1 protein-coding gene is annotated in these 457 nt (G+C 70.2%); it reads right to left on the bottom strand.

Features of this window, described 5'->3' with window-relative positions; all coding sequences use genetic code 11:
• A partial coding sequence (locus tag J5M58_RS26835; RefSeq protein ID WP_368857214.1) for an adenosine deaminase occupies positions 1-457 on the bottom strand: 457 nt, incomplete at both ends.

The following is a 457-nucleotide window of genomic DNA, read 5'->3' on the forward strand; positions in this document are numbered from 1 at the left end:
CACGCAGAGCTTCAGGTTCGACAGCGGGCAGACGGTGAGCGCGATCTTCTCGCCGGCAAGGCGCGCGACGAGCGCCGCGTCCTCGGCGCTGCGCACGCCGTGATCGACGCGGTCGATCTTCAGCACGTCGAGCGCCTGCGTCACGTATTCGGGCGGGCCTTCCTCGCCCGCGTGCGCGACGAGCTTCAGGCCCCGCTCTCGCGCCTTCGCGAACACGCGCGCGAACTTCGACGGCGGATTGCCGCGCTCGGACGAATCGAGCCCCACGCCGATCAGGCGCCGCGCATAGCGATCGAAGAGCGGCAGCGCCGCGTCGAACGTCGCGAGCGCGCTTTCCTCGGACAGGTGGCGCAGGAAGCAGAGGATCAGCTTGCTCGAGAAGCCGCGTTTTTCCGCGTCGGCGAGCGCGCGATCGATGCCGGCGACGACCGTCTCGATCGGCACGCCGCGCTCGGTG

It is taken from the genome of Pseudomonas sp. 32_A (genome assembly GCF_017490905.1).
GTDB classification, from domain to species: domain Bacteria; phylum Pseudomonadota; class Gammaproteobacteria; order Pseudomonadales; family Pseudomonadaceae; genus Aquipseudomonas; species Aquipseudomonas inefficax.